The 7,248-nt window shown below is 71.0% G+C and carries 4 protein-coding genes; 1 reads left to right on the top strand and 3 read right to left on the bottom strand.

What is annotated here, in order from left to right; genetic code table 11:
- On the top strand, nucleotides 1-1,805 hold a 1,805-nt coding region (locus AC1DUQ_RS14155; RefSeq protein WP_477074002.1), incomplete at its 5' end, for a flippase-like domain-containing protein.
- 10 nt (nucleotides 1,806-1,815) lie between these two features.
- Here the strand turns inward: AC1DUQ_RS14155 and AC1DUQ_RS14150 are convergent.
- The 3 genes from AC1DUQ_RS14150 to AC1DUQ_RS14140 form a co-directional block, all read right to left on the bottom strand.
- Nucleotides 1,816-4,182, bottom strand: a complete 2,367-nt coding sequence (locus tag AC1DUQ_RS14150) for an arylsulfatase (protein ID WP_477074001.1) — start codon at nucleotides 4,180-4,182, stop codon at nucleotides 1,816-1,818.
- Between the two features lie 64 nt (nucleotides 4,183-4,246).
- Nucleotides 4,247-4,474, bottom strand: coding sequence for a hypothetical protein (locus AC1DUQ_RS14145; protein WP_477074000.1), 228 nt, complete (start codon nucleotides 4,472-4,474; stop codon nucleotides 4,247-4,249).
- A gap of 50 nt (nucleotides 4,475-4,524) precedes the next feature.
- On the bottom strand, nucleotides 4,525-6,807 hold the full coding sequence (locus AC1DUQ_RS14140) for a winged helix-turn-helix domain-containing protein (protein ID WP_477073999.1): 2,283 nt from the start codon (nucleotides 6,805-6,807) through the stop codon (nucleotides 4,525-4,527).
- Nucleotides 6,808-7,248: the final 441 nt, after the last annotated feature.

Here is a 7,248-nt window from a genome sequence, read left to right as displayed (position 1 = left end):
GACAGCCCCAGGGACGGCTGACCGACGCCCAGGTCCTGGTCGCGCTGGCAGACGTCGGCGTGCCCGCCTCCGAGGTGATGGCGGCCCCTGGACGGGTCGCCGCGGAGAACCTGCTCGTCGCGCGCACCGCTCCCGGCGCGAACCTCCTGGTCAAGGTCTACGGGCGGGACGCCTGGGACAGCCAGGTCGTGGGATCGCTGTGGGCCGCCATGACGCGTCGGGGGGAACGCGCACACGTGTGGGGCACGCGCAGGTCCCGCGTCGAGCACGAAGCCCTGTACACGATGCTGGCCGCGCAGGCGGGTGTGCCGACGCTCGACATCGTCGCGGTCGGCCTGGCGGACCAGGGCGACGCCTTGCTGGTGACGAGCACCCCCCGCGCCCCCCTGAGCCTCCTCGACGCCGACGAGGTGGACGACCAGCTGCTCGGCAGCATGTGGCGTGCGGTGGCGGCGCTGAACGACGCCGGGATCGCCCATCGACGGATCGAGAGAAGCAGCGTCGTCCTCCGCGCCGACGGCTCGGTCGCCCTCGCGGACTTCGACGCCGCTGCCCACACCTCCGACGAGGGCGACCTCCACAGCGACCAGGCCCGGCTCCTGGTCGTCACGGCGATCACGGTCGGCCCCGCCCGAGCCCTCGCCGCGGCGGTCGAGGCCCTGGGCTCCGAGGGCCTCGCAGCGGTGCTGCCCTACGTGCAGCCCGCGGCTCTCGGCAGCCGGACACGGGCCGACGTGCGTGCAGCGACCTGGACGCTCGACGAGCTGCGTGCGGCGGCGGTCGCCGCCACGGGTGTCGAGGAGCCGCCGCTGCAACAGCTGCGCCGGGTGACGCCGAGGTCGATCGGGACACTTCTCCTCGTCGGGCTCGTGGTCTACGTGCTCGTCACGCTGCTCGCCGGCGTCGACCTCGCCAGCGTCGCGGCAGCGCTCGCCTCGGCGGACTGGGCCTGGCTGGTCGCCGCTCTGGTCCTCTCCCCGTGCATCCAGATGGCGCTCGCCGGCGCGACCCTGGGAGCGGCGAACGCGCGGCTGCGCTACGTCCCGGTGCTCATGCTGCAGTACGCCATCCAGTTCATCTCCCTCGTGCTGCCCGCGACCGCCGCCCGGTTGACCCTCGAGGTCCGCTTCTTCCAGAAGTTCGGGATCCCCGCAGCGACCGCCCTCGCGTTCGGCCTCATCGACAGCGTCAGCGGGTTCGTCGTGCAGGTCGCGCTGATCCTGTTGATCCTCGTCAGCGGCCTGCCCGGCTTCACGTCAGCCCTCTCGTCGGGGTCGAGCGCGGCGAGCTCCGACTCGAGCAGTCCCTCGCTGATCGTCGCGATGGTGGTCCTGATCCTGGCCGGCGTCGTGGTCACCCTGGCCGTCCCCCGGCTGCGTCACAGCCTCACCGCGATGGTCCCCCGCGCCCGCGCCGCGCTCGTCGGCCAGGCGCGTTCGGCGCGCTCCGCGCTCGGGGTGCTCCGCAAGCCCGCGAACGTGTCCGCGATGCTCGGAGGCAACCTCGTCGCGCAGCTCCTGCAGGCCGGGGTCCTCGCCCTGTGCCTGCAGGCGTTCGGCAAGACGGCGTCGTTCTCACAGCTGATCCTCGTCATCACCGCCGTGGCCCTGTTCTCCGGCCTCATGCCCGTCCCCGGAGGCATGGGGGTCGCCGAGCTCGGCCTGACGGTCGGGCTGCAGGCCGTCGGGATCCCCAGCGACATCGCCGTCTCGACGGCCATCACCTACCGGCTCGTGACGTTCTACCTGCCACCGATCTGGGGGGCGGCCGCGATGCGGTGGCTGCACCGGAACGACTACGCGTGAACGGCGATGGCTACTGGCGCGCCATGGCGATCCGCAGCCGCTCCTCCGGGTCGATGAAGTGGTCGTGGTCGTCGTCGCCGAGGTCGATCTGGACCCAGCGGATCTTGCCGGTGAACCGGCTGGTGGCGGCGGTGTAGTCAGGACTCACGGTGGTCCCCGACTCGTAGCCGATGTCGGTCGTCTCGTCGGCCGAGAAGATCATGGGCTGCGTCATCGCGACCCGGCCCCTGCCGACGACCGCGCCGTCGTGGAAMAGGGTGACCTCGCCGCCCTTGGCCAGCCCGCCGCCGTCGTAGGCGAACTCCGCGCGGACCTGGTGCGTGCCGGCCGGGATGGGGACGTCGGCACCGACCGAGAACGCGTGGATGCCCAGGACGTTGTAGAAGAACGTCAGACGGCCGTCCTTGGCGTAGACGCTCCAGCCGCCGAAGCGACCGCCCTGGGCGATGATGACGCCGCGCGCTCCGACCGCCGGCACATCGATCTCGGCGGTCACGGCGAACGACTTGTTCTTGATGCTGACGACGCTGTTCTCCGACAGACGTCCCATGCCGGCGAAGAACTGCTGCGAGGTGCCGTGGATCAGGGTCGGTCGCCCCGCCATGGAGGGGTCGAGGCGCTCACCGGTGCGGTCGTCCAGCGGGAGCACGCCGTACTTGGTGGCCTCGATCAGCCACAGTCGCTGCAGCGTGGCAAGCATGTCTGGGTGCTCCGCGACCAGGTCATGGGTCTGGCTGAAGTCGGTGCTGCCGTCGTACAGCTCCCAGACGTCGTCGTCGAAGGCCGCGAGGTTCCCGCCGACCRGGACCCACGGGGTCTTGTGCTTGGTGACGGCGCTCCAGCCACGGTGGTAGATGCCGCGGTTGCCGAACATCTCGAAGTACTGGAGGTCGTGCCGCTCCGGGGCGTCGGGCGCGTTGAACGTGTAGAGCATCGAGGTGCCCTCGATCGGGGACTGCTGCACGCCGTTCACCATCGTCGGCTCCGGCAGGCCCGCGGCCTGCAGGACGGTCGGCGCGATGTCGATGACGTGCGTGAACTGCGACCGCAGGCCGCCCGCCTCGGTGATCCCCTTCGGCCAGTGCACCACGGTCCCGTTGCGCGTGCCGCCCCAGTGCGAGGCGACCTGCTTGGTCCACTGCAGCGGTGAGTTCATCGCCCATGCCCACCCCACCGCGTAGTGGTTGTAGGAGGTGGGCGAGCCGAGCTCGTCGATCTTGCTCACCAGGAACTCGGGGGTCTCGATCGCCGCCATGCCGTTGAAGTTGGCCATCTCGTTGAACGCGCCGTTGAGGGTGCCCTCAGCCGATGCCCCGTTGTCGCCGACGATGTAGTAGACGAGCGTCTCGTCGAGCACCCCCAGGTCCTCGATCGCGTCGATGAGCCGGCCGACGTGGTGGTCCACGTGCTCGAGGAACCCGGCGTACACCTCCATCTGACGGGCGAGCACCGGCTTGAGCTCGTCAGGCATGTCGTCCCAGGCGGGGATCTCCGCGTGCCGTGCCGTGAGCTCGGTGCCCTCGGGGATGATGCCGAGCTCCAGCTGGCGGGCGAAGGTCCGCTCGCGTTGCACGTCCCACCCGTCGTCGAACCGGCCGCGATACTTCTCGATCCACTCCGGTGGGACGTGGTGCGGTGCGTGCGTCGCGCCCGGGGCGAAGTAGACGAAGAACGGACGGTCCGGCATGAGGGCCTTCTGCTGCCGCACCCAGCCGATCGCGTGGTCCGCCAGGTCCTCGGTGAGGTGATACCCCTCCTCCGGGGTGGCCGGAGGCTCGACCGGCGTGGTGCCGGAGTACAGCGCGGGGTCCCACTGGTTGTTCTCSCCRCCGATGAACCCGTAGAASKKCTCGAAYCCGCCGCCSCCGGAGGGCCAGGCGTCGAACGGSCCSAYCGGSGAGGWYTGCCACRSSGGCACCTCGTGGCACTTGCCGAACTGCGCGGTCGAGTAGCCGTTGAGCTTCAACGTCATGGCGAGCGGCGCCTTGGTGTTCGGCCGCAGCGAGCTGTTCCCCGGCGCTGACGTGGYGGTCTCGGTGATGCTGCCCATCCCGACCGAGTGGTGGTTCCGTCCCGTGAGCATGGCCTGCCGGGTGGGGGCGCACAGCGCCGTGGTGTGGAACCGGTTGTACCTCAGCCCGCCCGCAGCCAGGCGCTCGGCCGTCGGCGTCGCGCACGGGCCGCCGAACGCGCTCGACGCGCCGAAGCCGACGTCGTCGAGCAGCACGATCAGGACGTTGGGGGCGCCCTCGGGTGGCAGCAGCGGCTCGATGGGGGGGAACGACGTGTCCGGGTCCTTCGCGTCGTAGGTGGTCAGCCCTGGCGCGGGCCTGTCAGGGATGGGCAGCATGGTCCGCGCGTGGCGATCAGCACTCATGACGCTCCTCCTGCTCCGTCGGCCGAGCCCCACCCATGCTGTGCGGGACCCGGCGGGGCGTGCCTCACCCGGGTRACCAGTCACCCGGGTGATCCGCCGGCGTCGTGGTGAACGAGAGCACCTCGAGGCCGAGGTCGAAGAGCTGGTGCAGGACGCCCTGCAGCTGGGCCTGGTCGGTCAGCTCTCCGACGAGCGTCGTCCGGCCGTCCGCGGCCCTCAGGCTCATGCCGTCGAGAGCATCGCTGAAGCGTCCGTCGAGCTCCCCCGCCAGGACGATCGTGCACTGGACCATCCGCGGATTCTTCGCGCACCCTCCGCCGGTGTGATCACCCAGCCCCTGGCTCACCCGGGTGGTACGGCGAGCTGCTCCGTCTCCAGCTGGTGGTCGAGCTCGTCCAGGCGCGCGATCGCCGCATCGCGCGACGTGACACCAAGCTTGCGGTAGGCCGCCTTGAGATGGGTCTTGACGGTGTTGTAGGAGATGTAGAGCTGATCGGCGATCTCCCGTTGCCGGAGACCCTCGCCGGCGAGCCTCAGTACGACGACCTCGCGATCGGAGAGCTCCTCCCCGAAGTCGGCGGCGTGATGCACCGGTGTGGCCATGTGGTCGCGCAACGTCGCCGCGCGCGACACGAGCCCGCCCGGGTCCGGCAGCCGATCGAGGATCTCCTGTGCCTTCTGCACGGACTCGCGGGCCTCCGGGCCATGACCCAAGGACCATTGCGACGTGGCCAGCAGAAGGTGGGCGTTCGCCAGCCAGGCGTTGCGTGGCATCGCGTCGAGGATGTCGATGGCCGCGCGGATGTGGACCGAGGCACCCCGGGGGTCGCCCTCGCGGCGTGCGCGCTCGCCTCTGGCCAGCAGCAGGGTCGCGCCGGGCGGCGAGCGATCGGCTCCAGCAGCCTGCAGGACTGCGACCATCCGGTCGAGCAGCGGGTCCGCGTGGCTCTCGGTCCCCAGCATCGACTCCGCCAGCCCGAGGTTGCCGACCGCGAACGCCAGCATGATGGGGTTCGCGTCCGAGATCTCGCTGAGGGCGAGGCGCAACATGTCCACCGCCTCCGACGTCCTGCCCTGCAGGTACAGCGCCTGCCCGACGCAGGACACCGCGATGCCGTGCCAACCAGGGTTCGGCGCACCGGCGACCGCGCGCCGCCCTGCCGCCTCCGCCTTGCCGGCGTCGTTCACGCCCACGGTGCTCTCGAGGAAGTCGACGCGGAAGCCGAGCGGCAGGCCCCCGGCGTCCAGCTTCTCGAGGGCACCCGTCCGGGCGACGCTGAGCCACTCCATGGCATCGTCGATGTTGTTCGACAAGCTCGCGACGAGCGCCCGGACGAAGGCGAGCTCGGGGTCCTGCCGTGCCTCGGGCCACGACAGCGCGGCGAGCCACCGCCGCATGTGCGCACTGCGCCCGGTGGCCGACATCGGCTGGGTCTGGTCCGCGACGAGGCGGGAGGCCAAGGGAACGTCACGGGCTGCGATGGCGTGGTCCGTGGCCGACTCGAGGTCTCCCGCGGCCTCAAGCCACGCGGCCGCGCGGGCGTGCAGCTCCGGGACGASGGGCCCGGACGTCCGCGTGAGCTCCACCCGGAGCGCCTCGCTGAACAGCTGGTGCGTCTGGTACCACTCCCCGGCGCTGTCGACGGAGATGAACAGGTTGGCACGTTCGAGCTCCGCCAGCAGCGCCCCCGAGCCGGACCTKAGCGTCACCGCGTCGCACAGCGGACCGCAGAGCCGTCCGAGGATCGATACCTGGAGCAAGAACTCGCGCGTGGACGGGTCGACCCGTTCGAGCACGTCGCGCGCCAGGTAGTCGACGACGTGCCGGCTCGCGCCGGTGAAGTGCTCGATGAACGACGAGCGGTCATGCTCGGGCATCAGCAGCGAGGCGAGCCGGACCGGGGCCGGCCACCCCCCGGTCCGTTCCGCGAGCCGACGCTCATCGTCTGCGGTCAGTCCGGTGACCCCGATCCCGTCGAAGAACTGCGAGAGCTCGGCGTCGTCGAAGCGCAGATCGTCCGCCCTCAGCTCGACCAGGTCCCCCGACGCGCGCAGCGTCGGCACCCCGAGCGCAGGGTCCGACCGGGTCGACACGACGAGCTGGACGCGGCCCGGACGGTACCTGAGGAACTCCCCGAGCTGCGCGCTGATCTCCGGCGTCTCGGCGCGGTGATAGTCGTCCAGCACGAGGACCAGGTCGGGCCCGGCGTCCGCGAGCTCGTCGAACAGCAGCGGAAGCGCGACGTCGACGATCTCACCCGGGCGCGGCCCGACGCCGGCCAGCGACGCGCGCCCGACCCGCGGCTCCACGGTGGCCAGGGCAGCGACGACGTGGCTCCAGAACCGGGCCGGATCGCTGTCGCCACCGTCGAGCGTCACCCACGCGAACATGCCCGGCGGCCCCGCGGACACCCACTCGGTCAGCAAGGTGGTCTTGCCGTACCCGGCCGGCGCGGAGACCAGGGTCAGGCTCCCGTGACGTCCGGCGCGCAGGGCCTCGAGCAGCTGCGGCCGGCTCACCGAGCCGTGCGGCGGGCGAGGCGGGGCGAGCTTGGCCCGGACGAGACCGCCGCCCGGAGACCGCTGCGCGCTCACCGTCCGGTCGGGACCGTGTCGCTGCTCCATCGCCTCCCCCGAGTCGCCTGATTCGCACCCTAGCGTCCTGTCTGGGTGCCTTTGGGGTTCGTGGCCCGAATGATGCTCACCCGGGTGATTGGCGCCGGGGGTGATCCCCGCGCCCGCTCGGGGGCACGACGATCACGACGAGCCTCACCGCCATCTGTGGGACCTGTTCCGCGACCCCGACATCGGCGGGGCGTCAAGGCCCTCTGGGACGTGCGGTCAGGCCTGGTCCACCCAGCTCACGACGCCGGCACTCGCGTCCTGAGCACCCCGCGAGAAGGAAGTCGATCCACATGACCGAGCCATCGCTGGACACGCTGGGACCCGTCGACTACATCGTCGTGGAGTTCCCGGCCGGAGCAAGCAACTTCACCGGAGAGATGGTTGACGAGCTCGTCACCCTCGTCGACGCCGGCACGATCCGCGTGATCGACGTGCTCATCC

This window comes from Cellulomonas sp. P4_B5_2 (genome assembly GCF_056402235.1).
The sequence above is the reverse complement of the archived record's forward strand: the minus strand, read 5'-3'. Positions and strand labels throughout refer to the sequence as shown.